At 63.2% G+C, this 24,745-nt stretch carries 22 protein-coding genes; 13 read left to right on the plus strand and 9 right to left on the minus strand.

Annotated elements, in window-relative coordinates; translation table 11 throughout:
• The first annotated feature begins 2 nt into the window (after positions 1 to 2).
• On the plus strand, positions 3 to 779 hold the full coding sequence (locus N436_RS07725) for an ABC transporter ATP-binding protein (protein ID WP_025753685.1): 777 nt from the start codon (positions 3 to 5) through the stop codon (positions 777 to 779).
• Positions 780 to 807: 28 nt separating this feature from the next.
• Complete coding sequence (locus tag N436_RS07730) at positions 808 to 2,610, plus strand: glycosyl hydrolase family 28 protein (RefSeq protein WP_110740732.1); 1,803 nt, start codon at positions 808 to 810, stop codon at positions 2,608 to 2,610.
• Between the two features lie 6 nt (positions 2,611 to 2,616).
• Here N436_RS07730 and N436_RS07735 read toward each other — a convergent pair whose 3' ends face one another.
• Positions 2,617 to 3,363 (minus strand): FadR/GntR family transcriptional regulator, encoded by a 747-nt coding sequence (locus tag N436_RS07735; protein ID WP_110740733.1) that lies wholly within the window; start codon positions 3,361 to 3,363, stop codon positions 2,617 to 2,619.
• Between the two features lie 96 nt (positions 3,364 to 3,459).
• Here N436_RS07735 and N436_RS07740 point away from each other — a divergent pair, with 96 nt between their 5' ends.
• A complete protein-coding gene (locus N436_RS07740) occupies positions 3,460 to 4,185 on the plus strand; it encodes a FadR/GntR family transcriptional regulator (RefSeq protein ID WP_110740734.1) in 726 nt (241 codons plus the stop codon).
• Here the strand turns inward: N436_RS07740 and N436_RS07745 are convergent.
• Entirely contained in the window at positions 4,145 to 5,053 is a 909-nt protein-coding gene (locus N436_RS07745; protein WP_105946646.1) for a LysR family transcriptional regulator, read from the minus strand. The genes N436_RS07740 and N436_RS07745 overlap by 41 nt on opposite strands.
• 237 nt (positions 5,054 to 5,290) lie before the next feature.
• On the opposite strand from N436_RS07745, the gene N436_RS07750 reads away from it, so the two are divergent.
• Both N436_RS07750 and salA read left to right on the plus strand, forming a co-directional pair.
• Positions 5,291 to 6,628: an aromatic acid/H+ symport family MFS transporter gene (locus tag N436_RS07750; protein WP_105946647.1), complete on the plus strand. Its 1,338-nt coding sequence runs from the start codon at positions 5,291 to 5,293 to the stop codon at positions 6,626 to 6,628.
• 111 nt (positions 6,629 to 6,739) lie between these two features.
• A complete protein-coding gene (salA, locus tag N436_RS07755) occupies positions 6,740 to 8,023 on the plus strand; it encodes a salicylate 1-monooxygenase (protein ID WP_110740735.1) in 1,284 nt (427 codons plus the stop codon).
• Between the two features lie 162 nt (positions 8,024 to 8,185).
• Here salA and N436_RS07760 read toward each other — a convergent pair whose 3' ends face one another.
• A complete protein-coding gene (locus N436_RS07760; protein ID WP_110740736.1) occupies positions 8,186 to 9,148 on the minus strand; it encodes an XdhC family protein in 963 nt (320 codons plus the stop codon).
• A 105-nt stretch (positions 9,149 to 9,253) separates the two neighbouring features.
• Between N436_RS07760 and N436_RS07765 the strand changes: the two genes are divergently transcribed.
• Positions 9,254 to 9,892, plus strand: a complete 639-nt coding sequence (locus N436_RS07765) for a TetR family transcriptional regulator (protein ID WP_110740737.1) — start codon at positions 9,254 to 9,256, stop codon at positions 9,890 to 9,892.
• 3 nt (positions 9,893 to 9,895) lie between these two features.
• Here the strand turns inward: N436_RS07765 and N436_RS07770 are convergent, their stop codons facing one another.
• From N436_RS07770 to N436_RS07790, 4 genes are all read right to left on the minus strand, one after another.
• Positions 9,896 to 13,459, minus strand: a complete 3,564-nt coding sequence (locus N436_RS07770) for a molybdopterin cofactor-binding domain-containing protein (protein ID WP_110740738.1) — start codon at positions 13,457 to 13,459, stop codon at positions 9,896 to 9,898.
• Positions 13,456 to 13,929: a (2Fe-2S)-binding protein gene (locus tag N436_RS07775; protein WP_019096755.1), complete on the minus strand. Its 474-nt coding sequence runs from the start codon at positions 13,927 to 13,929 to the stop codon at positions 13,456 to 13,458. The genes N436_RS07770 and N436_RS07775 overlap by 4 nt, the downstream gene beginning before the upstream one ends.
• Before the next feature lie 283 nt (positions 13,930 to 14,212).
• A complete protein-coding gene (locus tag N436_RS07785) occupies positions 14,213 to 14,689 on the minus strand; it encodes a MarR family winged helix-turn-helix transcriptional regulator (RefSeq protein ID WP_105946653.1) in 477 nt (158 codons plus the stop codon).
• Between the two features lie 70 nt (positions 14,690 to 14,759).
• The gene (locus tag N436_RS07790) at positions 14,760 to 15,812 is read right to left on the minus strand and encodes a 2,5-dihydroxypyridine 5,6-dioxygenase (RefSeq protein ID WP_003251118.1); all 1,053 of its coding nucleotides are present in this window, start codon (positions 15,810 to 15,812) and stop codon (positions 14,760 to 14,762) included.
• Positions 15,813 to 16,142: 330 nt separating this feature from the next.
• On the opposite strand from N436_RS07790, the gene nicC reads away from it, so the two are divergent.
• The 6 genes from nicC (at position 16,143) to N436_RS07820 (ending at position 22,471) form a co-directional block, all read left to right on the plus strand.
• A complete protein-coding gene (gene nicC / locus N436_RS07795) occupies positions 16,143 to 17,291 on the plus strand; it encodes a 6-hydroxynicotinate 3-monooxygenase (RefSeq protein WP_019096757.1) in 1,149 nt (382 codons plus the stop codon).
• Positions 17,288 to 18,094, plus strand: coding sequence for an N-formylmaleamate deformylase (nicD, locus tag N436_RS07800; RefSeq protein ID WP_110740739.1), 807 nt, complete (start codon positions 17,288 to 17,290; stop codon positions 18,092 to 18,094). Before nicC ends, nicD begins: the two co-directional genes overlap by 4 nt.
• A 13-nt stretch (positions 18,095 to 18,107) precedes the next feature.
• Positions 18,108 to 18,860: an Asp/Glu racemase gene (locus tag N436_RS07805; RefSeq protein WP_086977785.1), complete on the plus strand. Its 753-nt coding sequence runs from the start codon at positions 18,108 to 18,110 to the stop codon at positions 18,858 to 18,860.
• 15 nt (positions 18,861 to 18,875) lie between these two features.
• Entirely contained in the window at positions 18,876 to 19,517 is a 642-nt protein-coding gene (locus tag N436_RS07810; protein WP_105946655.1) for an N-carbamoylsarcosine amidohydrolase, read from the plus strand.
• 208 nt (positions 19,518 to 19,725) lie between these two features.
• A complete protein-coding gene (locus N436_RS07815) occupies positions 19,726 to 21,039 on the plus strand; it encodes an MFS transporter (RefSeq protein WP_105946656.1) in 1,314 nt (437 codons plus the stop codon).
• Between the two features lie 139 nt (positions 21,040 to 21,178).
• On the plus strand, positions 21,179 to 22,471 hold the full coding sequence (locus N436_RS07820) for an OprD family porin (protein WP_110740740.1): 1,293 nt from the start codon (positions 21,179 to 21,181) through the stop codon (positions 22,469 to 22,471).
• A gap of 173 nt (positions 22,472 to 22,644) precedes the next feature.
• Here the strand turns inward: N436_RS07820 and N436_RS07830 are convergent, their stop codons facing one another.
• Both N436_RS07830 and N436_RS07835 read right to left on the minus strand, forming a co-directional pair.
• The gene (locus N436_RS07830; protein ID WP_110740742.1) at positions 22,645 to 22,830 is read right to left on the minus strand and encodes a hypothetical protein; all 186 of its coding nucleotides are present in this window, start codon (positions 22,828 to 22,830) and stop codon (positions 22,645 to 22,647) included.
• A 290-nt stretch (positions 22,831 to 23,120) separates the two neighbouring features.
• On the minus strand, positions 23,121 to 24,164 hold the full coding sequence (locus N436_RS07835; protein WP_110740743.1) for an alpha/beta fold hydrolase: 1,044 nt from the start codon (positions 24,162 to 24,164) through the stop codon (positions 23,121 to 23,123).
• Positions 24,165 to 24,371: 207 nt separating this feature from the next.
• Here N436_RS07835 and N436_RS07840 point away from each other — a divergent pair, with 207 nt between their 5' ends.
• On the plus strand, positions 24,372 to 24,728 hold the full coding sequence (locus N436_RS07840) for an SH3 domain-containing protein (protein WP_019096764.1): 357 nt from the start codon (positions 24,372 to 24,374) through the stop codon (positions 24,726 to 24,728).
• Positions 24,729 to 24,745: the final 17 nt, after the last annotated feature.

Here is a 24,745-nt window from a genome sequence, read left to right on the forward strand (position 1 = left end):
CCATGTCCATGATCCAAGCACACGCGTTGAACCTGAGCTTTGGCGTTGGCGCCGCGCTCAACCAGGTGCTGCACAATGTCGACCTGAGTGTCGAAGATGGCGAATCCTTTGGCCTGGTAGGGGAGTCCGGCTCTGGCAAGACCACGGTGCTGCGCTGCCTGGCCGGCCAGTACCGGCACTGGAGCGGGGCGCTGAGCATCGACGGTGTACCGTTGCAGCACAAGCTTCCCAAGGAGCACTTTCGCAAGGTGCAGATGGTGTTCCAGGACCCCTATGGTTCGCTGCACCCGCGCCATACCATCGACACTGCACTGCGCGAGCCGTTGGTGATCCACGGCATGGATGAGCGCAACGATCGCATCAACGACATCCTCATCAAGGTTGGTCTCAACGACAGCTACCGTTACCGCTACCCGCACCAGTTGTCTGGCGGCCAGCGTCAGCGCGTGGCTATCGCCCGGGCGTTGATTCTTGAGCCCAGGGTGCTGTTGCTCGATGAGCCCACGTCGGCCCTCGATGTGTCGGTGCAGGCCGAGATTCTCAACCTGCTGTCGGACCTGCGCCAGCGCGAGAAGCTCACCTACCTGATGGTGACGCACGACCTGGGCGTGGTCAGCCACCTGTGCGACAAGGTCGCGGTGATGCAGCAGGGGCGTATCGTCGAGCAACTGGACTGCCGGGCACTGAGCCAGGACCAGGCCACCCACGATTACACCCGCATGCTGGTGCAAGCCAGCCGCGACTTCAGCGCCGACGCTGCCCCGGCGCTGTCGGCCTGAACCCGGCAATTACAAGGAAGACAAGAACATGCCGAATGCCAACCCTGCGCCCGCTTCGCGGGTGCGTGCTGCCGTGGCTGCCCTGGCCATGGGCAGCAGCTTGCCACTGTGGGCCGTAGAGGCCCCCGCAAAGGTCCAGGTGCCGACGCTGGCCTACGACGACCGGCAGATCATCCTGGTGTGGGAAAAGCCCGCCAGCCATGCCGAAATCGTCGACTATCACGTGTATGCCAATGGCAGATTGCTGGGTGCCAGCAACGCCAACAACGATCAGGTGTCACCGGCCAAACCCTACATCGACCGGTTCTACGAGCAGGACCAGCACAACTTCCACCACCGCATCGCCATTCACAGCTTCACCGCCCAAGGGCTTGCACCCGATACCGAGTACCGCTTCACCGTGCGCTCGGTCGATCGCCATGGCAAAGAGTCTGCTGACAGCCCCGTGGTGGTGCAGCGAACCACCGCCGTACCGGCACTGTTCAACGTGCAGCGCTACGGCGCCAAGGGCGACGGCAAGGCACTCGAAACAGCTGCTATCCAGCGCGCCATCGATGCTTGCAGCAAGGGCTGCAAGGTGTTGCTGCCGGCCGGTACGTACAAAAGCGGCGCACTCTACCTCAAGAGCAACATGACCCTGGAAATCGCCGAGGGCGCGACCCTGTTGGGTTCCGAACGTGCCGAGGACTACCCGCGCCAGGGCTATATCCAGTACCCGTATTCCACCACCGTGCGCCCGGCTTCGTTGATCAATGCCTTGCCGCGCGACCCGCATGCGCACCAGGCCTTCGAGAACATCCGCATCGTCGGCAAGGGCACCATCGACGGCAATGGCTGGAAGCGTAACCCGGACGTGGTCGACGAGCGCGGGCAAGCCTTGCCCTTCTACCTGCCCAGCGACAACACCCGCTACATGCACGATGGCGTGCTGGCCAAGGCGCAAGTAGAGCGGGCGGTGGCCGAGGGCATGAACGTCAAGGACGCCTACGGCCAGATGCGCTCGTCGCTGATCACCCTGCGCAATGTGACGAACGTGTTCTATGGCGGCTTCACGGTGGTGAACCCGGCCTACCACGGCATCATGAACCTGGAAACGCAGAATGTGGTGCTGGCCAACACCACGCACCGTACCTACGACGCCAACAACGGCGACGGTATCGAGTTTGCCAACAGCCGCGGCGCCCTGGTGTTCAACAACTTCTTCGACACCGGTGACGACTGCGTCAACTTCGCCGCCGGTACCGGGGCGGATGCGGTCCACCAGAAGGCGCAGGAGGATGCCTGGATCTTCAACAACTATTTCCGCAAAGGCCATGGCATGGTCGTGGCGGGCAGCCATACCGGCGCGTGGATTCAGAACATCCTGGCCGAGGACAACGTCTCGGATGGCACCGATGCCGGGCTGCGCATGAAAAGCACCAACTTCATGGGCGGTGGTGCGCGCCACGTCACCTTCCGGGATTCGGCCATCCGCAACACGGCGAAACAGGCCTTCATCTTCACCCTGGATTACAACGACCCGAATGCCAAACTCGATTACAAACGCTCGACGGTGGCGGGGCAGTTCCGGGATATCACGGTCAGCGACGTGAGCGTGGAAAACGCCCGCACAGCCGCCATCGAGGTGAAAGGCGATAGCAGCCATGGCGCCTGGCACCAGGGCTTGGTGTTCGAGCGGGTGCGCTTCAGTGGGCCGGCCCCGGTGAAGATCGATGGCCTGAAGGATTCGCGCTTCGACGGGCTTCGCTTTACCGATACCGGGGGCGCCAACCCTTGGCAGGTACAGGGCAGCCAAGGGCTTGCCTACACGGACGTGGAGCCCGCACCGTAGCCTCAGTCAGGCCTCGCTGTAGAATGCCTGTAGCCGTTGCGCCTCCCGCAGGCGCATACGGCTGTTGCTCAGGTGCAGGTACATGGCGGCGCGTGCCGCGTCGACCTGGCGGCTGGCGATGGCGTCGTAGATCTGCTGATGTTCGGCGTTGATGCCGGCCAGGTAGGTGCTGCGGTTGCTCTGCCCGGTGTAGGCAGAGTTCATGCGCGTGCGGGGGATCATCTTGGTGCCTAGGTGCTTCATGATGTCGATCAGGTACTGGTTGCCTGCGGCCTTGGCGATTTTCAGGTGAAACTGGAAATCGGCGTTGGTCGTGCTGCCGGATTTTTCCGGGCCCTGCATCAGCGCCTCCAATGCTTGCTGCAATTCTTCGAGCGCTTGCGGCGTGGCCCGTTCGGCGGCCATGCCGGCGGCTTGCACTTCAAGGCTGAGGCGGTATTCCAGCAGGTCGAGCACATCGGACAGCAGGCTGATGGTTGCCGGCCCCACGTTGAAGCTCTCCGGTGCAGGCATGTCCAGCACGAAGGTGCCCACACCGTGGCGGGTTTCGACCAGGCCCGCTGCCTGCATGCGCGATAGCGCTTCGCGTACCACAGAGCGGCTGACACCTTCGGTTTCGATCAGCGTCGCTTCGGTCGGCAGCTTGTCACCGCGCTTGAGCGTGCCCTCGCGCATGCGTTGGGCAAAGCGTTCGACCAGCGCTTCGGCCAGGCGGCGGGGCGGTTGGGTGGGGCTGGTGATAGGGTCCGGCATTGCTGTGCTCTTGTGTGGGCAGCGGCCAGTATAGTGCGTTTTGGCCCCGGGCAGCGGGTATACTCCGGGCTCTTCCGTATTGCAAAGGTTCGCCCAATGGCTTCTGCCACCCCGGAAAAACGCCTGAATCTCGCCCAGCAACTGGTACAAGACCTGTCGCAGCAGATTCTCTCGGGTGAATTGCCGGCGGGTAGCAAATTGCCCACCGAAGAAGCCGTGACCAAAGCACGTGGCGTAAGCCGTACCGTGGTGCGTGAAGCCATGTCACGGTTGCAGGCCGAAGGCCTGGTAGAAACCCGCCGTGGTATCGGCACCTTCGTGGTAGATGCCATCCCGGCAGGTGACTTCCAGAGTGCCAGCCCCGGAATGGGCGGCGCATACAACGCGGTGGCGATCATCGAGTTGCGGCTGTGCCTTGAGGTCGAGGCGGCTGCCATTGCTGCCCAGCGTGCCACCCCGGAGCAACTGGCTGCGATGCGGGCGGCGCTCGATGGGGCCGTCGATACGCAGTCTGCGCCCTGTATGCGTACCGACTTCGAGTTTCACTTGCAGATAGCCCAATGCACGGGCAACAGCTTTTTCATCGACACCATGACCCACCTTGGGCATACCTTGCTGGCGGCCCAGCCAGCAGTTTCAGGGGGTGATGCCGGGCAGCGGGCACTGGAAGCGCGGGAGCGCGAGCAAGTGCATGCCGCGATCACCCGCAAGGATGCCGGCGCTGCCCGTGCTGCCATGCGGCTGCACCTGGTCAACTGCCTGACACGCGCCCGGCGAGCGGTCAGTGAGTGTCCGAAAACAGATCGAACATCAGTTGCCTGAGCCATCGGTTGGCCGGGTCCTTGTTGTACCGCCCGTGCCAGAACAGGTTGATCTCGATGTTCGGCAACGCCACCGGTGGCGGCAGGACGCTCAGCCCGAACGGCACCTCGCAACTGGCGGCAAACCGCTCGGGCACCGTCGCCAGCAAATCAGTGCGCTGCAAGATATGCCCCACGGCCACAAAGTGCGGCACTTCCAGGCGAATGTTGCGCACCACCCCCGCCCGTGCATAAAACGTGTCCACCTCGCCATGCCCGGTATTGGCTGCCACCACGTTCACATGATCGAAGCCTGCGAACCGCTCCACGGTCAGTGGCTGCCGCGTAGCGGGGTGCCCTTTGCGGCACAGGCACACATAACGATGGTGGAACAGTCGCCGCTGGAAGAACCCCGCCTGCAAATGCGGCAACAGGCCAACCGCCAGGTCGATGGCGCCGTTCTGCAACCCTTCGGCGAGGGTGTCGGTGGAGTTGCGCAGTGTGCTGATGGTGCACCCGGGCGCCAGGCTGGCAAAGGCGTCCATCAGCTTTGGCATGAAGTAGATTTCGCCAATGTCGGTCATGGCCATGGTGAAGCGGCGGTTGCTGGTGCGCGGGTCGAAGGTGTCCTGCCTGGCAAATGCATCGCGCAGTGTGTGAATGGCAGTGGTCACCGGCTCTGCCAATTGCAGGGCGTAGGGGGTGGGTTCCATGCCTTGGTAGGTGCGCACGAACAATTCGTCTTGCAGCACCGTGCGCAAGCGCTTCAGTGCGTTGCTCATCGCCGGCTGGGTCAGGTTCAGGTTTTCGGCAGCGGTCGAAACTTTGCGGTCGATCAGCAACTGGTTGAAAACCAGAAGCAGGTTAAGGTCCAGATCGCGTAATTCCATGATACCTCTCAGGTATTGATCGAGACGCGATGGGTATTGTTTTCTTATTGAATCAGCGTCCCGATACAACGCTACCCGAAACCAGACTTGCTGGGTATGCATAAGCAGTATTCACACCCGAAATAGCCACTATTCGGGTGGCTGCATAGGAGCGGTGTTGCGCCTTGTTCATGATGGTGCTCGCTAGTCAATCAGGGGCTTGCCCCACCCATAACAATTACAAGAACGAGCGATGCCATGCGAAACATCAATGCAGCGGCCCTGTTGGACGGGGCCCGGTTCAATGCCTTTCACGCGCGGTTACTGTTCTGGTGCGCGCTTATCATCATCTTCGATGGCTACGACCTGGTGATCTATGGCGTGGTGTTGCCCTCGCTGATGAGCGAATGGAACCTGAGCGCCGTGCAAGCGGGGGCCTTGGGCAGTTGTGCGCTGGTCGGGATGATGGTGGGGGCGCTGTTCTTCGGTTCGCTCTCGGACCGCATCGGGCGGCGCAAGACCATCATGGCCTGCGTGTTGCTGTTCAGCGGCATCACCGCGCTGAATGGGCTGGCCACGTCCCCCGAAACCTTTGCCCTGTGCCGTTTCGTTGCCGGGCTTGGCATCGGTGGCGTCATGCCCAATGTGGTCGCGTTGATGAACGAATACGCCCCCGGCAAGTTGCGCAGCACCTTGGTGGCAATCATGTTCAGCGGCTATTCGCTGGGCGGCATGTTGTCGGCCGGGCTGGGCATGCTGTTCATTCCACAATGGGGGTGGCAGGCCGTGTTCTATGTGGCAGTGATCCCGTTGTTGTTGCTGCCATTGCTGATCAGCCAGTTGCCAGAGTCCATGAACTTTTTATTGCGCAGCGGGCAGACCGAACGGGCCAGGGCTTTGCTGGCGCAAGCGACGCCGACTTATCTGCCAGATTGCAATGATCAACTCGCCCAGGCCTCTGCGCGTGGGGCAAACGTATCAATTCGCGAAATATTCAAAGAAGGCCGTGCGTTCAACACGCTTGCGTTGTGGGTCGCATTTTTCTGCTGCCTGCTGATGGTTTATGCCCTGAGTTCATGGCTGCCCAAATTGATGAGCAGTGCCGGCTACGGGCTCAATTCAAGCCTGGCGTTTTTGTTGGTGCTCAACTCGGGCGCCATCATTGGTGCGATAGCAGGTGGCTGGTTGGGCGACCGTATCGGAATCGCCAACGTGTTGTTGTGTTTCTTCGCCTGCGGGGCGTTATCCCTCAGCCTGCTTGCGCTCAAGGCTCCGGCGGCAGTGCTTTACCTGCTTATTGCGGTGGCGGGTGCTTCTACCATCGGCACGCAGATTCTGGCCAATGCCTGTGCGGTGCAGTACTACCCGTCGCACATACGTTCCACCGGCCTTGGCTGGGCGATGGGGATAGGGCGGCTTGGCGCGATTGTCGGGCCGCTGTTGGGCGGAGTGCTGCATGGCGCCAACTTGCCTTATCAAAGCAGCTTCCTGGCGTTTGCCCTACCCGGTGCCATCGGCGCAGTGGCTGTTCTGCTGTTCATCCGGCGTCAGGCTGGCACACCCGGTATTCGCAGCGCTCGGCAACTACCCGGCTGAGGGATATTCAGGCGGGTGATGCCAGTTATGGGTTTCGCAGTATTTATCAAGGGTGGGCCAGCCGTAATGATTGGCGTATTCCAATAACAATCAGCCCCGAGGTACCTTGCAATGCACAACGCTACTGCGCTTGAAGTTTCCATTATTGGTGGGGGTATCGCAGGTGTTGCACTTGCGCTCGACCTTTGCCGCCATGCACACCTGAACGTTCAATTGTTCGAATCGGCCGCTGCCTTTGGTGAAGTGGGCGCGGGCGTGTCGTTTGGTGCCAATGCCGTGCGTGCCATCGCCGGTTTGGGCATTGCCGAGCCCTACGCCAAAATTGCCGACAGCACGCCGGCGCCGTGGCAGGACGTGTGGTTCGAGTGGCGGGACGGGCGCGATGCGCAGTACCTGGGCAGCAGCGTGGCGCAGGGCGTCGGTCAGTCGTCGGTGCACCGGGCCGACTTTCTCGATGCGTTGGCCAGCCAGTTGCCGGCAGGCATCGCCCAGTTCGGCAAGCGTGCTCAGCGGGTCGAGCAAGTGGGGGAGCGGGTGCGTGTGTGCTTTACCGATGGCACGGAACACCACTGCGATTTGCTGATCGGTGCCGATGGTATCAAGTCGTCGATCCGTGACCATGTGCTTGATGGACTGGGCGTGTCGCGAGTTTCGCCTCGGTTCAGTGGCACGTGCGCCTACCGCGGGCTGATCGACAGCGAGCAGTTGTGCGAGGCCTATTGGGCGCGTGGCATTGGTGAGCATCTGATCGATGTGCCGCAGATGTACCTGGGGCTCGACCGCCATATCCTGACCTTCCCGGTCAAACAGGGACGGTTGATCAACGTGGTGGCGTTTGTGTCGGACCGCAGCCAGCCGAACCCGGCATGGCCGAGCGATGCGCCTTGGGTGCGCCAGGCAACGCAGGCAGAAATGCTGAAGGCGTTCGAAGGCTGGGGCGATGCGGCGCAGGTGCTGTTGGAGAGCATCAAGACGCCGTCGTTGTGGGCGCTGCACGACCTTGCCGAATTGCCGGGGTACAGCCATGGCCGGGTTGGGCTGATTGGCGATGCAGCTCACGCCATGCTGCCGCACCAGGGGGCAGGGGCAGGGCAGGGGCTGGAGGATGCCTGGTTGCTGGCGCGGCTTTTGGCTGACCCTGCGGTTTTACATGGCAGCCCACAAGCGGTGCTGCAAGCATATGACGCGGTGCGGCGCCCGCGCGCATGCCGGGTGCAACGCACCTCGTGGGAGGCGGGTGAGCTATATGAGTTTCGTGACCCTGCCGTGCTGGACGATCCGCAGGTGCTGGGCAAGGTGCTGGGTGAGCGGTTCGATTGGTTGTGGAACCATGATTTGCAGGATGACCTGAAGCAGGCAAGGCAGTTGTTGGGGATGCAGGTGCAGGCTGCCTGATGGGTTGAGAGGGCGGTGGCGCCTGGCACCGGCTTTGCCGGTGTTCGCGGCTAAAGCCTAATGCCAGTCAGTTAAGCGAATCGGGGCTGCGCAGCAGCCCCAATAACCTTAACTGACTGGCATTAGGCTAAAGCCGCTCCTACAAATGGCTGGAATTCAACATTACAACGCATCCCGCGCCTTGCCCCGGTACACCCGCAGTACATCTGCCATCACCGCCAGCGCGATCTCCGCTGGCGACTTGCTGCCCAGGTCCAGCCCGATGGGCATGTGCAGCCGTTCAATCTGCTTGTCGGTCAGTCCGCCAATCCGCTGTAATCGCTCGGCGCGCTTGGCCGAAGTGGCCGACGAGCCCATTGCGCCGATGTAGAACGCCGGCGTATTCACCGCCTCCATCAATGCCAGATCATCGATTTTCGGATCATGGGTCAATGCGACCACTGCTGTAGCCGCATGGCAACCACCTGCGGCGATGAACAGCGAGGGCAGCACCCGATGCATCTGTGCGCCCTCGATTTCGACATGCGCCATCTCCTCACGCGGGTCGCAGGCGATGACTTCGCAGCCCAGCGTGCGGGCAATGTCGGCGCAGGCTTCGGCGACGGGCGACAGCCCTGCCAGCACCAGCCGCAGCGCGGGGCCGATGCCGATATGCACGGCGCTTTCGTCCATGCGCACGGCCACGCTGTTGTCGCCATGCAAGCTGAAATCACCTGCCGGCAAACTGACCTTGCGCGTTACCCGCTGCTGGCCCAACAGCGCCCCGCGCAGCGATTGCAGGTGTTCCAGCCATGCGCCGTCCGCCTGTCGCCGCTCCACCAGCACCACCAGTACGCCACCGCAAGGCAGGCGCAAGCGCCGGCTCTGTTCCTGGCCATCGCCATAGCGCACCACCTGTGCCTGCCGGGTAAATGCACCTTGCGCCAGGTTGCCGAGAAATTCCTCTTCGACACAGCCGCCAGACAATGAACCGACCCAATCCTGTGCGCTGCGGCAAGCCAGCATCGCCCCGGGCGAGCGAGGGGCCGAGCCATAAGTGGACAACACCGTGCACAGCCACACCGTGTCCCCGGCCCTGGCCCATTGCAGGGCCTTGTCGATCACCTGCAGGTCGAGATGCTGCATGCTCCGCTACCTCGCTCATATCGTCTCAGCCCAGCCGAAAAAGCCGCGCAATGGCCCAACGTCTGTGGCAGTGTTGGGTATCTGGCCAGCCCCACAGGGACCGACATGCAAACTCGCAAAACCGGTGTACGCGCCCAACAGGCCGACCGCGCCCGGGACAACATCCTCAAGGCCGCGGTGAAGGTCTTCAGCAAGGAAGGCTTCACCGGTGGGCGTATCGAGCAGATCTCCACGCTGGCCAAGTCCAACGACCGGATGATCTATTACTACTTCGGCAACAAGGAAAAGCTGTTCATCAGTGTGCTGGAGCACATCTACGCCAGCTTCAACCAGGCCGAAGCCAAGCTGCGCATCGACCTGGCCGACCCGGAAAAAGCTCTGCGTGAGCTGGTGGCGTTCATCTGGGACTACTACGTGCGTCACCCCGAATTTGTCACCATCCTGGCCACCGAAAACCTTCACCAGGGCCAGCACGCGCGCAAGTCGCAAAACCTCAAGGCATTGTCCGGCGAGGCGGTCGGCGTGCTGCGGCCGATCATCGAGGCGGGCCAGGCCAAGGGCCTGTTCCGCGACGACATCGACATCACCCACGCCTACCTGATGATTGCCTCGCTCTGCTATTTCTATAATTCCAACCGCCATACCCTCAGCTCGTTCCTGGCCGTGGACCTGGCCGACCCGCAGGCCAAGGCCGATTGGCTGGCCTTCATCAGCGACCTGGCCCTGCGCGGGTTGCGCCGCTGACCTTCAGTGGCTGCCAGGGTTGGCGCGTATTTGCGCTGCCTTGGCTGCCAGCCCTTGCCAGGCCGGTTTGTCGGCGGCGAAGCGCTGGCGCAGGTAGGCCGCCAGGTCAGCGACCTGGCGGTCCGACAGGCTGTCCTTGAAGCCGGGCATATAGCCCAGGTCTCGGGTTGCCGGGGTGGGTATGCCGTGCAGCACCACGCGCAGCAGGTTGTCCGGCAGGTCGCTGTGGACGTTGCTGTTCACCGCCATCGACGGGCTGACACCAAACAGCTTCGGCCCCAGGCCATCGCTGTGGCAGGCCAGACACGCGCCCTTGAATACCCGCTCACCGTTGCTCAGCGACACCTGGATATCTGCTTGCGGTGCAGCTTTGGCTGCAAGCGTCGCAGGCTCGCCGTCGAGCGAGCTGAGGTAATGGGCGATGGCGCGTACGTCGCTTTTGGGCAATGTGGCCAACTCGCTGACCACTGGCCCCATCGGGCCTGCCGCCACGCCGTGCTTTTCGGAAAAGCCGGTGCTCAGGTAGCTGAACAGTTCGTCCTCGCTCCACGGCGTTGCCGACTTACCCAGGGCATTCAGGGCCGGCGCCTCCCAGCCATCGACCATGCCACCGGCAAGGTAGCTGCCGCCGCCTTTTTCCGCGCCCATCAGGTTGCGCGGTGAGTGGCAGGCTGTGCAGTGGCCCAGTCCGTCGACCAGGTAGGCGCCACGGTTCCACTGCGCGCTGCGTTGCGGGTCGGGCTGGTATTCGCCGCGTTTCAGAAACAGCGCATTCCAGCCGGCCATCAGTGGCCGCTGGTTGAACGGGAAGCGCATGTCGTTGGCGGGCGCCGCTTGGCGTACTGGGGTTTGCGACATCAGGTAGGCATACAGCGCCTGCATGTCGGCATCGTTGATGTTGCGAAATGAGGTGTAGGGGAAGGCCGGGTAGAGGTGCCGGCCATCGCGGCTGATGCCTTCGCGCATGGCCCGCTCGAAGGCGGCGAATGACCAGCGGCCAATGCCGGTTTCCGGGTCGGGGGTGAGGTTGGTGCTGTACAGCGTGCCGAACGGCGTTTCCATCGCCAGCCCACCCGCATTGACCTTACCGCCGCTGACCGTGTGGCACACGGCGCAGTCACCGGCTGCCGCCACCTGGCGCCCGCGTTCGAGCATCGCCGCGCTCCAGCTGCCGGCACCCGGCGGGGTTACCGGGGCGATTTCAGCGCGCCAGGGCAGGGCGGTGGCGAGCATGCCCAGGGCGGCGCCCACTACCCCGGCCAGCGAGCCGAACCACCACTTCGAGCGTTTCTTTGTGGGGTGTTCCTGTGTGGGTGCATCAGGCCCCTGGCCCTCGCCACCGAGCGCGGCGCGCACCCGTTCCGCCGTAATCGGCAGTTCGCGAAAGCGGATGCCGGTGGCGTCGAAAATGGCGTTGGCGATGGCGGCCGCGCTGGGTACCGAGGCCGACTCGCCACTGCCCATCGGCGGTTCGTGCTGGCGCGGCAGCATCATCACGTCAATGGCTGGCAACTCGGGGAAGGTCAGGATCGGGTAGCCGCCCCATTCCTTGCTGGCCACGGTCGATTCTTCAAAGCTGACTTGTTCCTTGAGCACCCGGCTGGTGGACTGGATGACGTTGCCGTGGATCTGGTGTCGCACGCCTTCCGGGTTGACCATCATCCCGGCATCGTGGCCGATCACCACGCGGGTGACGGCGACCTCGCCGGTGCGCCGGTCTACCGCGACATCAGCCACCCACGCCGCCCAGGCCGCGCCGAAGCCGGGAAACTTGCTGTGGATGTAGCGTGCATAGGCAAAGCCCCTGCCACGCAGTACGTCACCTTCGGCCTGCGTCTGCATGGGCTGGGTATGCGGCTGCCATGCGGCGCGTTCGGCGGTGGCCTTGACCAGGTCGATGGCGCGCGGGTCGGACAAGTGCTTGAGGCGGTATTCGACCGGGTCTACACCCGCCGCGAAGGCCAGCTCATCGATGTACGACTCGTGGGCGAAGCTGTTGGGCATGGCCGATACACCGCGCATCCACGAGGCGCGCACCAGCGGCGTCATGTCGTTGATGGTGACGCGCATGTGCTCGTAGTCATACGGCGGGATCGAGGTACGGTCGCCCATCTCGAACAGTGCCGGCACCGGTTCCACGGCGCCGGTCAGTAGCAGCGCCAGGGTTGGGGCGCCGTTGGACGGGTAGCTGGTCTGGAAGTCGTAGGCGGCCACACTGCCATCGGCGTTCAGGCCGCCGTCGATCTCCATCAGTTGCGCGGTGCCTTTGGGCTCCCACACATGTTCCTGCTCGCGCGTCAGCTGCACCCGCACCGGGCGCTGCACGGCACGCGACAGCAGCACTGCATCGGCGCACACATCGTCGGCGCAGTTGCGGCCATAGCAGCCAGCAGCCTCCATGCGGATGATTTCGATGCGGTCTTCGGCGCACTCCAGCAGCCAGGCCAGGTCGGCGCGCAGCAGGTGCGGGTTTTGTGTACCGGACCACACGCGGATCAGCCCTTCAGTGAAATCGGCCAGTGCGCAGGATGGGCCGATAGAGGCATGCAACTGGTAAGGCCACAAGTAACTGCGGCTAAGGCGCTGGCTGGCATTGGCAATGCCGCCATCGACATCACCCTTGTCCAGCACGGTGCGTTGCACACGCGGGTTGTCGCGGATGGCCTGGGCGACATCGCTGAGGTCAGGCAGCTTGGCGGTAAAGGGCTTCCAGCTGACTTTCAGGTCATGGGCGGCGCGAATGGCCTGTTCCTCGCGCTCGGCCACCACGCCGACAAAGTCGCGGATGACCACCACCGCGACCACGCCGGGCACGTGGGCGATGGAGGCTTCATCGACCGCCAGCAGGCTGTTGCCGACGAAGTCACCGCTGTCGTGGCCGGCGTAGGGTGGGCGGATGACCCGGCCGTGCAGCATGTCGGGCAGGCGCATGTCATGCACGTAGGTCAGCTCGCCAGTGGCCTTGCCGGGGATGTCCACCCGTGCGGCACTGCGCCCGACCAGGCGGTAGTCCTCAATGGCCTTGAGCGGCGCATCGTCGGCGATGTACAGCTGGTGGTTTTCGCCTTGCACCAGTTCGGCAAAGCTCAATGTACTGCCATTGCTGGCGATCACCGCGCCTTCTTCAATGCGCAGGGCTTCGGGGGCGCAAGCAAGCCGTTGCGCGGCCTGTTGCAGCAAAAAACGCCGCGCCGTGGCCGCCGCTTTGCGCAAAGGCACGGCGGAAATCTGCAAGGTAGCGCTGGCAATGGTTGCGCCCTGGTTCGGTGCCCGCTCGGTGTCGCCCAGCACCATGTGTACCTGGTCCATGCGCAGGTCCAGTTCTTCGGCAACGATCTGCGCCAGCGAGGTGCGAATGCCGGTGCCCAGGTCGACGTGGCCGTTGAAGGCGTAGACCAGGCCGTCGTCGCTGACGGCGATGAACAACGCCAGTTCGCGTTCCTTGACCACGGGCGTCACGCCCTTGGCCACGGGGCCGGAAGGCGGGGTGATCTGGTCGACGATCAGCAACACGCCGGCCTTGGCCAGCAACTGGTCGCGGCTGGGCACCTGTTGAGAGTGGTTCATGCTTTGCTCCGGGTCTGGGCAGCGCGGCGCACGGCGCGCAGGATTTCGACGTGGGTGCCACAGCGGCACAGGTTGCCGCGCAGTTCATTGCGGATCTGTTCGTCGCTGGGGTTTGGGATGCGGTCGAGCAAGGCCTTGGCGGTCATGATCATGCCGTTCATGCAGTAACCGCACTGGGCGGCCTGTTCGTCGATGAACGCCTGTTGCACTGCGTGCGGCGCGGCCTTGCTGCCCAGCCCTTCGAGGGTGGTGATGTCACGGCCCTCGGCGCCGGCCAAGGGAATGACACACGAGCGTGCAGCCACGCCGTCGATGATCACCGTGCACGCCCCGCATTCGCCTAGGCCGCAGCCGTACTTGGGGCCGTTCAGGCACAGGTCGTTGCGCAGGACCAGCAGCAGCGGTGTGTCGGGCGCGGCGCTGGTTTCGACGGCTTGGCCGTTGACCCGCAGGGAGAGGGTTGTTTGCATTATTGGCTCATCTCTGGAGGTTGCTTGCGCTACCGAAGGACTCAAATGAAGAGAGAAATTCGGTAAGTACTCACTACATGAAATGAGTGAGCAAGAAGCAGGCCAGGGATGGTTTTGAAGGGGAGTGCCTCAGAGGCGGTGGGGTACCTGTGGGAGCGGGCGAGCCCGCGAACACCGGCGAAGCCGGTGCCATACACCGCGTCGCTCGCTTCGCGGGCATGCCCGCTCCCACAGTGACCGCGCAAGATTCTGGGCTTTGGGCAGGTCTTGTCCGGGAGTGGCTTCAGCCAGCGCTTTCGTCGCTGTCGATCATCTTGCGCAGCAGGTACAGGATGGCCACGCGTTCACCGGCATTCAGGCTGCCCATGCTCAGCTCGCTGATCTGACGGGCGCAGGGGATCATTTCGTCCAGCAAGGCAGCACCGCTGACGGTGAGTTCAACGATAACCTTGCGTCGGTCGCTCGGGTCTGGCGACAACTGCACCAGTTCGCGTGCCTTCAAACGGTCGACGATGCCGCGGATGGTTGCCTGGTCCACCGCAGTGGCCTTGATCAGCTCGGCCTGGGAGCTGGGGCCGTGGTCGCGCAGGGCGCACAGGGTGACGAACTGGATCGAGGTCAGCTGCGGGTCGCAAGCCTGCTGCTGGAAGATCGCCGTGTGCCGCTGGTAGGCCTTGCGCAGCAAGTGGCCGACCTGTTCGGTAACGTCGTAGGGGGTGTTGTCAAGCGGGGCGCTGCTGGGGGTGGTTTTTTTTGACATAGGATGGCTTGGGCTGGGTGAAAAGAGGCTGGCCGGCCGCCAATAGCGGAGCGCCCGGCCAGTATAACCACTATCTTGCCCGCGACTCCTCTGGTGCTACCACGTCGCCGGCCAGGACCACGGCCTTGTCATCCAGGTAGATGTCGCAATTGCGCAGCGGAATGTCCAGGTGGCACGGGGTCTTGCGCTTGCCGCCGACCTCGGTGTTGGGGCCGGTGGAGAACAGGAAGTTGCCGTAGAAGGCGCGGGCGTCCATGCACATGCCGTCGTTGCGGTCGTGCAGGCCCATGGCCGTCCATTGCGCGCGTGGCTGCAGGCCCCAGCCGATGTGCGAAATACCGTACACCTCGGGGTCGTTGAAGTATTTCATGTAGTCACGCAGGTACTCGGCCTCGAAGCCGCCATGAATGCCGGTGATGAAGCCTTTCTCGATCTCCAGGGTGATGCGCTCGCGGCAGTAGTTCTTGAACGGCAGGATGATGTCCCCCACGTCCAGCACCAGTGTGCCCTCGGCGCTGTCCTCGTTCGGCCAGGTGAACAGGAAGCCGCTGGGCCAGTGGTCCCAGCGCCCCGGCTCGTCGGCATAGCCGTATTCGGTCACGGCCGGGTACTGGCCGAGCGGGGCGTGGAAGTCGCTGCCGGCCTTGGACCGCACATGCATGCTGCGCGCCTGTTTCAGCAGGGTTTCGGCAGCCAGGACTCGGCGCTTGTCGTCTTCGGTCGGCAGCATGCGCGCCAGCACTTCCGGCGGTTCCACGGCCAGCAGAATACGCGTGCCGGTCTTGAGAATCTGCTCCTGCTCGGGCGAGTGCAGCAGCATCATGGTGTCGACGACCAGGTCGGCCGCTTCCAGTGCCCGTTGTGCCGCCAGGTTGCCGGTAAGCGCGGTGTCGCCGCAGTAGGCGGTCATGTCATTGCCCATCGCCGTGGGGTGGTTGAACGCGGGCAGCTCCACCGCATACACCTTGGCCTTCAGGCGCTGCGCAGCTTCCATCGCCGCGTTGACCGTGCGCGGGTCGGAGTAGTGGCTCTTGAGCACGGCGACGCTCTGCGTCTCGTCCACGCGGGACAGCTTCAGTACGTGCTCGAACATCTGGGTCAGTTGCGCATTGCTCACCGGCATTGGGGTTCTCCTGGGCGGCGTTGATGGGGGAGAGGTGCTGCACCAAGGCGGTGCCTGGCGCTTCAACTCGGTGCAAATTAATAGTGTGTACACCCTACTTTTGCAGATGAAAGCGCATCCCGCCGACAAGCGCAAGTTATCTGTAAAACGTTACCTATCCACACATTTGTCCAGTAATTACGGTAACAATTCGCTGGTCATGCTTTTCGATCAGTTGTTTGAAAAATATTTGCCTGCCCCTCTTTTCAAAATTCAATTACAGCGTATACGCTCTAAATCGTCAGGCGGTCGAGCCGCCGGCCACACATCAGAACAAGAGGAGAAATACCCATGCGGGGTAGGCAGAAAATCGCAATCGTCGGTGCGGGTCTGGGTGGGGCAGCCGCCGCCACGTTGCTGCAACAGGCCGGGTTCGATGTCGAGGTGTTCGAGCAGGCGCCGGAGTTCACCCGCCTTGGCGCGGGCATTCATATCGGCCCTAACGTGATGAAAATCTTCCGCCGCATGGGGCTGGAGCAGAAGCTGGAGCTGATGGGCTCGCACCCGGACTTCTGGTTCAGCCGCGACGGCAATACCGGTGATTACCTGTCGCGCATTCCGCTGGGCGAATATGCCCGTCGCGAGTACGGCGCCGCCTACATCACCATTCACCGTGGCGACCTGCACGCGCTGCAGATCGACGCGATCAAGCCGGGCACCGTGCACTTCGGCAAGCGCCTGCAAAAGATTGTCGACGAAGGCGACCAGGTGCGCCTGGACTTCGCCGACGGCACGCACACCGTGGCCGACATCGTCATCGGTGCCGACGGCATCCATTCGAAGATCCGCGAAGAACTGCTGGGCGCTGAAGCGCCGAACTACAGCGGTTGGGTCGCGCACCGGGCACTGATCCGCGGGGTGAACCTGGCGCAGCATGCCGATGTGTTCGAGCCCTGCGTGAAGTGGTGGTCCGAAGACCGCCACATGATGGTCTACTACACCACCGGCAAGCGTGACGAGTACTACTTCGTCACCGGTGTACCGCATGAAGCCTGGGACTTCCAGGGCGCTTATGTGGACAGCAGCCAGGAGGAAATGCGCGCCGCCTTCGAGGGTTACCACCCCACCGTGCAGAAGCTGATCGACGCGACCGAATCGATCACCAAGTGGCCGCTGCGCAACCGCAATCCGTTGCCGCTGTGGAGCCGTGGCCGCCTGGTCATGCTGGGTGACGCCTGCCACCCGATGAAACCACACATGGCCCAGGGTGCCTGCATGGCCATCGAGGATGCGGCCATGCTGACCCGCTGCCTGCAAGAGACCGGGCTGTCCGACCACCGCACCGCGTTCGCCCTGTACGAAGCCAACCGCAAGGAGCGGGCATCGCAGGTGCAGTCGGTATCCAACGCCAACACCTGGCTCTACACCCAGGAAGACCCGGCCTGGGTCTACGGCTACGACCTCTACGGGCAGCCGCTTAAAAGCGGGGAGGCGGCATGAGTACCTTCGTCGCCGGCGGCAACGTCAGCGCCAATGGCATCCGCCAGCATTACCTGCGCTACGGCGGCAAGGGCCCTGCGTTGATCCTGGTGCCGGGCATCACCAGCCCGGCGGTTACCTGGGGCTTCGTGGCCGAGCGCCTTGGCCAGTACTTCGATACCTATGTGCTGGATGTACGCGGGCGCGGCCTGTCTGAGAGCGGGCCAGGGCTGGATTACGGCACGGACGCCTGTGCCGCAGACATCCCCGCGTTTGCTGCTGCGCTGGGCCTGGGCAGCTATCACCTGGTCGGGCACTCGATGGGCGCGCGCTTTGCCATTCGTGCAGCTGCCCAAGGGGCGCCGGGGTTGCAGCGGCTGGTGCTGGTCGACCCGCCGGTATCCGGGCCGGGGCGCCGCGCCTACCCGAGCAAGTTGCCGTGGTATGTCGATTCCATCCGCCAGGCCACGGTTGGCATGAGCGGCGACGACATGCGCGCCTTCTGTGCCACCTGGAGCGACGAGCAACTGGCCCTGCGCGCCGAGTGGCTGCACACCTGTTACGAGCCGGCAATCGTGCGCGCCTTCGATGACTTCCACGAGGTGGATATCCACCAGGACCTGCCTGCCGTGCGCCAGCCGGCGCTGCTGATGGTGGCGGGGCGCGGCGGGGTGATCGAGCCCCGCGACATAGCCGAAATCCGCGAGCTGAAGCCGGATATCCAGGTGGTACAGGTAGACAACGCCGGCCACATGATCCCTTGGGATGACCTTGAAGGCTTCTTCGCCGCCTTTGGCGACTTCCTCGACCAACCCCTCGTCTGACGGAGCACGAGACATGACCCAGCTATACCGCATCGGCCAGATCGTGCCGAGTTCCAACACCACCATGGAAACCGAGATCCCGGCGATGCTCAATGCACGCCAGGCCATCCGCCCCGAGCGCTTCACCTTCCATTCCAGCCGCATGCGCATGAAGCAGGTAAAGAAGGAAGAGCTGGCCGCGATGGACGCCGAGTCTGACCGCTGCGCCGTGGAGCTGTCCGACGCCAAGGTCGATGTGCTGGGCTACGCCTGCCTGGTGGCGATCATGGCCATGGGCCTGGGCTACCACCGCCAATCGGAAAAGCGCCTGCAACAGGCCACTGCCGACAATGATGCGTTGGCACCGGTCATCACCAGTGCCGGTGCGCTGGTAGAGGCCTTGCATGTGATGAAGGCCAAGCGCATTGCCATCGTCGCCCCGTACATGAAGCCGCTGACCGAACTGGTGGTGAACTACATCCGCGAGGAAGGCTTTGAAGTGCAGGACTGGCGCGCGCTGGAAATCCCCGACAACCTCGCCGTGGCCCGACACGACCCGGCCAACCTGCCAGGCATCGTCGCCGGCATGAACCTGGAAGGCGTGGATGTGGTGGTGCTCTCGGCCTGCGTGCAGATGCAGTCGCTGCCAGCCGTGGCCAAGGTCGAGGCGCAAACCGGCAAGCCAGTGGTTACCGCGGCCATCGCCACCACCTACGCCATGCTCAAGGCGCTGGACCTGGAGCCGATCGTGCCGGGCGCCGGTGCCTTGCTGTCGGGCGCTTACTGAAACCGGGAGGCTGACATGAGCGACACACAAAGCGCCCGTGACAACTATCAGGGTGTGTGGGGCCAGCGCATCGGCTTCGGCCGCAAGCCAGCCCTGTTGATGATCGACTTCATGCAGGGTTACACCACGCCTGGCGCGCCGCTGTATGCCCCGGGTGTTGTCGCGGCGGTCGAGCAGGCTGCCGGCCTGCTGGCGCTGGCCCGTGACTGCGGTACCCTGGTGGTGCACACCAACATCCGCTACCAGCCGCCGCATTTTGTCGACGGCGGTGTGTGGGTGCGCAAGGCACCGGTGATGAAGGATATGGTCGAAGGCAACCCGCTGGCCGCGTTTTGCGAGGCCGTCGCACCGCAGGCGGGGGAGGTGGTGTTGAGCAAGCAGTACGCCAGTGCCTTCTTCGGCACCAGCCTGGCCCCGCTGCTGCATGCTCAAGGCGTGGACACAGTGGTGCTGGCCGGCTGCTCCACCAGCGGCTGCATCCGTGCCAGTGCGGTGGACGCCATGCAGCACGGCTTTCGAACCATCGTGGTGCGTGAGTGTGTGGGTGACCGCCACAACGACCCGCATGAAGCCAACCTGTTCGACATCGACAGCAAGTATGGGGATGTCGTCACCCGGCAGGACGCCATGCAACACCTGCGGCACCTGGCCGGCTGAACGCCGGGCGGCCTTTACCCAATAACAATCAAGGAACGGTGCCGGAAGCCCGTCCATGACCGCCTGCTGTCCGGGCGGTCGCCCCGCAGGAGCACTCGGGGTCTTCAGGCGTTGCCGGGGCGCGCCGCGTATAGTGCGCGGGGTGCCCGGCGCGTCGAAAACTGCTGGCCTTAAAACAACCACAAAGTCGCCCGCCAGGAGACAGGAAATGCCAATTGCGAATGCAACCACGGTCCACAGTGACATCGACCATGGCACCAAAGCGCTGTACAGCAAGATCACCTGGAGGCTAATACCCTTCCTGTGCTTCTGCTACCTCGCCGCGTACCTCGACCGCATCAACGTCGGTTTCGCCAAGCTGCAAATGCTCGAAGACCTGCAGTTCAGCACCGCAGCCTACGGCCTGGGTGCCGGTCTGTTCTTCGTCGGCTACATCATTTTCGAAGTGCCGAGCAACCTGATCCTGCAGCGCGTTGGCGCCAAGCTGTGGATCGCCCGCATCATGATCACCTGGGGCTTGCTGTCGGCCTGCACCATGTTCGTCAGCACCACCACCCAGTTCTACATCCTGCGGTTTCTGCTCGGGGCTGCCGAGGCTGGCTTCCTGCCGGGCGTGTTGTACTACCTGACCATGTGGTACCCCACCTATCGGCGTGGGCGCATCATTGCCCTGTTCATGATCGGCTTGCCGTTGTCCAGCGTGATCGGCGGGCCGATTTCTGGCTGGATCATGGGGCATTTCGACCAGGTGCACGGCCTGCATGGCTGGCAGTGGCTGTTCCTGCTGGAGGCGATCCCCAGCGTGCTGCTTGGCATCCTCACGTTCTGGGCACTGCCCAACCACTTCCAGCAGGCCAAGTGGCTGTCGGCTGACGACAAGGCCCAACTGGCAGCAGACCTGGCCGCCGACGATGCCGAGGGCAAAGACAGCAAGCACAGCTTCCGCGACGGTTTCTTCAACCTGAAGGTGTGGATGCTGGGGGGTATCGACTTCTCGATTCTGCTCAGCGCCTATGCCATGGGCTTCTGGATGCCGACCTTCATCCGTGATGCGGGCGTCAGCGACACCTTCCACATTGGCTTGCTCACCGCCATCCCGAGCCTGGCCGCGCTGGCCGGCATGCTGATGATCGGGGCCAGCTCCGACCGCCACCGTGAGCGCCGTTGGCACATCATCGTGCCGTTCATCATCGGTGCGATTGCCATGGCCAGCAGCACCTTGTTCAGCCAGAACCTGGTGATGACCGTGGTGCTGTTCGCCATCGCCTCGGCGGCCATCATTGGCGCGGTGCCGGTGTTCTTCAGCCTGCCGGCCACCTTCCTCAAGGGCACGGCCGCGGCTACCGGCTTCGCCCTGGCTTGTTCGGTGGCCAATATCGCCGGCCTGGTCAGCAACTCGCTGATGGGCCTGGTCACTGACCTGACTGGTACTTCTCACGCGGCACTGTGGGTGTTTGCCGGCTGCCTGATTCTCAGCTGCTTCCTGGTGATTGCCTTGCCGGCGAAGCTGGTCAACCGCTAGCGGCCCAGCCCTCCACGCAACGGCAGGACAGGCGGGCCGTGTGCCCGCCTGCCAACCCTCTCTAAAAGCAACCCGCACGTCGGCGGCCGTTCATGGCCGCCGCGCCGGGTGGCTGTTGCCAGAATTCAGGAGTAGCCCCATGCAAGGTTCCACTGCACCGCGTTTTTCTTCGTCTGCGCGCCTGGCCGGCGGTTGTATTGCCGCCGCGCTGTGTGCCGAGGCTTCGGCTGAAGAGGCCGGTTTCATCGACGGCGCCCGCGCCACGCTGCAGGCGCGCAATTACTTTTTCAGCCGTGACTACGCCGACATCAAGGGGGCGAGCACCCAATCGCGTACCCAGGAATGGGCGCAGGGGTTCATCCTCAATGCCAGCTCCGGCTATACCCAGGGCACGCTGGGCGTCGGTGTCGATGTTACCGGCCTGCTTGGCTTCAAGCTCGACAGCAGCCCGGCGCATGCCAAGTCCGGGTTGCTGCCCAGTCTGGACAGCGGCAAGTCGGCGGACGAATACAGCCGCCTGGGGGCGGCGATCAAGTTCAAGGTGTCGCAGACAGAACTGAAGGTGGGTGAGTTGATGCCCAACCTGCCCGTGCTGCTGTTCAGCGACCTGCGCCTGCTGCCTCCGACTTACCAGGGGGCGATGCTGGAGTCCCGCGAGTTTGCCGGGCTGACCCTGAATGCCGGGCAGTTCCGCTCCACCAGCCTGCGTGACTCGTCCAACAGCCAGAAGATGTACGCGCTGGTCAACGACCCGATCAACCCGGCGCGGCTGGCACGTTTTACCAGCGACCGTTTCAACTACGTGGGGGCCGACTATGCCTTCAACGACAACCGCACCAGTGTGGGCGTATGGCAGGCGCAGCTGGAAGACATCTACCAGCAGCGCTTCTACAGCTTCAAGCATGCCGAGCCGTTGGGTGACTGGACGCTGGGGGTGAATGCCGGCTACTTCGATGCCCGCGAGGATGGGCGCAAGATTGCCGGCGATTACGACAATCACGCACTGTTCAGCCTGTTCTCGGCCAAGACCGGCGGGCATACCTTCTACGTGGGGTACCAGCAGATTGGCGGTGATGACGGCTTTATCCAGGTGGGCGCCAACACCAACCCGATGGGCAACACGCTGCCGACCTACGAGTTTTCGGCGCCGGGGGAGCGGTCGTGGCAGGTGCGGCACGACTATAACTTTGTCGCCTTGGGCATTCCGGGCCTGACGTCGACCTTGCGCTATGTGAAAGGGCGGGATGTGGACACCGGGCTGGGCTTTGAAGGGCGAGATCGGGAACGTGATCTGGACCTGGCCTATGTGGTGCAAAGCGGGCCGTTGGCCGGGTTGGGGGTGCGGGTGCGTAACGTAATGGCGCGTTCCAATTACCGGACGGACATTGATGAGAACCGGCTGATCCTGAGTTACACGGTCAAACTGTTCTGAGGGCACAGATACTCTAAATCTTGCGCGGTCTCTGTGGGAGCGGGCATGCCCGCGAAGCAGGCGACGCGGTGGATGGCACCGGCTGCGCCGGTGTTCGCGGGCGTGCCCGCTCCCACAGGTTTTGCGCTGGTTTCAGCTTCAGCGTAATCCTGTGGGGCCAGAAAGGATACCGGTCACTGCAAGGTCACGGGCTTCAAACTATCCGGTAACTGCTGGATAGCCGCCTCTATCCTGGCGATCGGTTCAGCCAACGCGTCCGCTTCGTTGTGCTTACCCTCCCTTCTCAGGCGATCGCGCTCAAGGCGCAGGTTCAGCAAATTCTTCTGCAGCTTCAGGGCCGAGGCATTGTACGGGTCCATGCTTTTCTCACGCTGTGGGCTTCCGTGCCGTTGTAGGAAAACCGGACCGTAGCAGCTCGATTTTGCTGCAGAAACTGATCTTTCATACAGGGAAATCCCTTCGAGGCGAATACTCCTACGTTGCGTGGTAAAAGATCCTACAAGCTGCATTTCAAATCGTTTCATTCAATCTTGGCTGAACCCCGCGTGATACCTGGCCACAACGGGGCTTCGTCCCTACTGGCTCTCGGCAATTTCCTGAAAATGGCTTGCCGTGCCCTTCGCAACTTCGTGTAGCAATTGCTTGCGCGTTACAAGTGGTCCGCATCCACGACCGCCTGGGCAAACGCTTTTGGCGCTTCCTGCGGCAGGTTGTGGCCAATGCCACCGCTGATCAGCCGGTACTCGTACTTGCCGGTAAAGCGCTTTGCATACGCTTCTGCAGGCGGGTGCGGGGCGCCGTTGGCATCGCCCTCCAGGGCAATGGTCGGTACAGTGATGCCGGGGAAGCTGGCCAGCTTGGCTTCCAGCGGGTCATAGCGGGTTTCGCCTTGGGCCAGCCCCAGCCGCCAGCGGTAGTTGTGCACGGTAATCGCCACTTGATCGGGGTTATCCAGGGCCTGGGCGCTGCGCTCGAACGTGGCGTCATCGAAAGCCCACTTGGGCGAGGCGGTTTGCCAGATCAGTTTGGCGAAGGCATGGCGGTTCTGCTCGTAGCCCGCCTGGCCGCGCGGGGTGGCGAAGTAGTACTGGTACCACCACTGAAGTTCCGCGCTGGGTGGCAGCGGGGCCTTGGCGGCTTCCTGGCTGCTGATCAGGTAGCCGCTGACCGACACCAGGGCCTTCACCCGCTCTGGCCACAGCGCGGAGACAATATCGGCAGTGCGCGCACCCCAGTCGAAACCGGCGAGTACTGCACGCTGGATATGCAGCGCGTCCATGAACGCGACGACATCGCTGGCCAGGGCGGTGGGTTGGGCATTGCGTGGGGTTGCCGCGGACAGGAAGCGGGTTTGGCCGTAGCCGCGCACGTAGGGCACCAACACCCGGTAACCTTTTGCCGCCAGGGCAGGTGCAACTTCCTCGAAGCTGTGAATGTCGTAGGGCCAGCCGTGCAGCAGGATCACCACCGGGCCATCGGCGGGGCCTTGCTCCACGTAAGCCACATCGAGCACGCCTGCGTTGATGTGTTTCAGCGGGCCTAACCTGTCTGCCACTGCGCTTGCTGGCTGTGGCTGTACGGGTGCGGCGGTGGCCATGGCCGCCGCCATCAGCCCGAGCGGCAGCACGGTGCAGGCCAGCAGGGCATGGTTGAAGCGGCGTGACAGGGTGTGGGTCGAGTGGCGGGCAGGCATCGGGCATCTCCTTGGCATGAGCCAGTGGGGCGGGTTGATGTGTGCCAGTAAAGTTGACGGCTGTATCGCCGATATGTCCGGTTGACCCGTTGGAAACGTATTTGTGTATCAGGTCTCAATGGGTACACATAACGATACAAACGCGGTGCAGCGGTGGTTTTTCCGCTGCTGCTCCAATCGAAGGTTTACCCGGCCAAGGAGAGGCCCATGCATTACGTTGTCATTGAACCCCATCGCAGTGAATACCCGCGGCCCATTCGCTTCGCCAAGGGCACGTTGCTGAACATCGGGCCACGCTACGAAGGCGAGCCAGGCTGGCAGGACTGGTACCTGTGCACCTGCAGTGGTCAGGAGCCTGGCTGGGTACCGGCCCAGTTGATCGAGCGGATCAGCGTGTGCCAGGGCAGGGCACTGGACAATTACTCAGCGCATGAGCTCGATGCCGACCCCGGGCAACGGGTGCAGATGCTGCGCCCGCTCAACGGGTGGGTCTGGTGCCGTCGCCATGGCAATGGCGAACTGGGCTGGCTGCCTGCAGAAAAGCTTCAGCAGGTTTCCATCTGATCCGCTTTTTTTCCATA

The sequence above is a fragment of the Pseudomonas sp. RV120224-01b genome (assembly GCF_003208145.1).
GTDB classification, from domain to species: Bacteria; Pseudomonadota; Gammaproteobacteria; order Pseudomonadales; family Pseudomonadaceae; genus Aquipseudomonas; species Aquipseudomonas monteilii.

Excerpts from the sequence above, each read along its gene's own strand:
- N436_RS07725 (WP_025753685.1), top strand. The coding sequence starts at position 3 with ATGTCCATGATCCAAGCACACGCGTTGAACCTGAGCTTTGGCGTTGGC.
- N436_RS07765 (WP_110740737.1), top strand. The coding sequence starts at position 9,254 with ATGCAAACTCGCAAAACCGGTGTACGCGCCCAACAGGCCGACCGCGCC.
- N436_RS07805 (WP_086977785.1), top strand. The coding sequence starts at position 18,108 with ATGACCCAGCTATACCGCATCGGCCAGATCGTGCCGAGTTCCAACACC.
- N436_RS07740 (WP_110740734.1), top strand. The coding sequence starts at position 3,460 with ATGGCTTCTGCCACCCCGGAAAAACGCCTGAATCTCGCCCAGCAACTG.
- N436_RS07835 (WP_110740743.1), bottom strand. The coding sequence starts at position 24,164 with ATGCCTGCCCGCCACTCGACCCACACCCTGTCACGCCGCTTCAACCAT.
- N436_RS07815 (WP_105946656.1), top strand. The coding sequence starts at position 19,726 with ATGCCAATTGCGAATGCAACCACGGTCCACAGTGACATCGACCATGGC.
- N436_RS07775 (WP_019096755.1), bottom strand. The coding sequence starts at position 13,929 with ATGCAAACAACCCTCTCCCTGCGGGTCAACGGCCAAGCCGTCGAAACC.
- N436_RS07760 (WP_110740736.1), bottom strand. The coding sequence starts at position 9,148 with ATGCAGCATCTCGACCTGCAGGTGATCGACAAGGCCCTGCAATGGGCC.
- N436_RS07730 (WP_110740732.1), top strand. The coding sequence starts at position 808 with ATGCCGAATGCCAACCCTGCGCCCGCTTCGCGGGTGCGTGCTGCCGTG.
- N436_RS07785 (WP_105946653.1), bottom strand. The coding sequence starts at position 14,689 with ATGTCAAAAAAAACCACCCCCAGCAGCGCCCCGCTTGACAACACCCCC.
- salA (WP_110740735.1), top strand. The coding sequence starts at position 6,740 with ATGCACAACGCTACTGCGCTTGAAGTTTCCATTATTGGTGGGGGTATC.
- N436_RS07735 (WP_110740733.1), bottom strand. The coding sequence starts at position 3,363 with ATGCCGGACCCTATCACCAGCCCCACCCAACCGCCCCGCCGCCTGGCC.
- N436_RS07840 (WP_019096764.1), top strand. The coding sequence starts at position 24,372 with ATGCATTACGTTGTCATTGAACCCCATCGCAGTGAATACCCGCGGCCC.
- N436_RS07820 (WP_110740740.1), top strand. The coding sequence starts at position 21,179 with ATGCAAGGTTCCACTGCACCGCGTTTTTCTTCGTCTGCGCGCCTGGCC.
- N436_RS07745 (WP_105946646.1), bottom strand. The coding sequence starts at position 5,053 with ATGGAATTACGCGATCTGGACCTTAACCTGCTTCTGGTTTTCAACCAG.
- N436_RS07790 (WP_003251118.1), bottom strand. The coding sequence starts at position 15,812 with ATGCCGGTGAGCAATGCGCAACTGACCCAGATGTTCGAGCACGTACTG.
- N436_RS07810 (WP_105946655.1), top strand. The coding sequence starts at position 18,876 with ATGAGCGACACACAAAGCGCCCGTGACAACTATCAGGGTGTGTGGGGC.
- N436_RS07770 (WP_110740738.1), bottom strand. The coding sequence starts at position 13,459 with ATGAACCACTCTCAACAGGTGCCCAGCCGCGACCAGTTGCTGGCCAAG.
- N436_RS07830 (WP_110740742.1), bottom strand. The coding sequence starts at position 22,830 with ATGGACCCGTACAATGCCTCGGCCCTGAAGCTGCAGAAGAATTTGCTG.
- nicC (WP_019096757.1), top strand. The coding sequence starts at position 16,143 with ATGCGGGGTAGGCAGAAAATCGCAATCGTCGGTGCGGGTCTGGGTGGG.
- N436_RS07750 (WP_105946647.1), top strand. The coding sequence starts at position 5,291 with ATGCGAAACATCAATGCAGCGGCCCTGTTGGACGGGGCCCGGTTCAAT.
- nicD (WP_110740739.1), top strand. The coding sequence starts at position 17,288 with ATGAGTACCTTCGTCGCCGGCGGCAACGTCAGCGCCAATGGCATCCGC.